This window comes from Neisseria sp. P0017.S009, from assembly GCF_051957375.1.
In the GTDB taxonomy this organism is placed as follows: Bacteria; Pseudomonadota; Gammaproteobacteria; order Burkholderiales; family Neisseriaceae; genus Neisseria; species Neisseria perflava.
Map to the genome: position 1 here is coordinate 1 of NZ_JBQCWL010000031.1, position 279 is coordinate 279.

General features: G+C 51.6%; 1 pseudogene. It reads left to right on the plus strand.

The window, feature by feature from the left end:
* A pseudogene (locus ACTHTG_RS11205) lies at window positions 1–239 on the plus strand (MarR family winged helix-turn-helix transcriptional regulator); the annotation flags it as partial.
* Window positions 240–279 lie beyond the last annotated feature (40 nt).

Genomic DNA, 279 nt, shown 5'->3' on the forward strand with positions numbered 1-279 from the left:
CAAGTGCAACACGCCTGTCGGACGACATGGTTGAGCGCGGCTGGGTAGAGCGTTATATCAATCAGAAACACCGCCGTCAGATTGTGCTAAAATAGACCCCTTCGGGTGAGACCTTCATCCACGAAGTATGGCCGCAAATTGCCCGTCAGAGCGGCCAGGCGTGGGAATATTTCATGAAAGAGGATTATGATACGCTGCAACAACTGTTGGGTAAACTGTTGAACCGTTTGGGCAATTGACAACAGACGGCCTGATGGTCTGCGGCAGGCACACATAAAC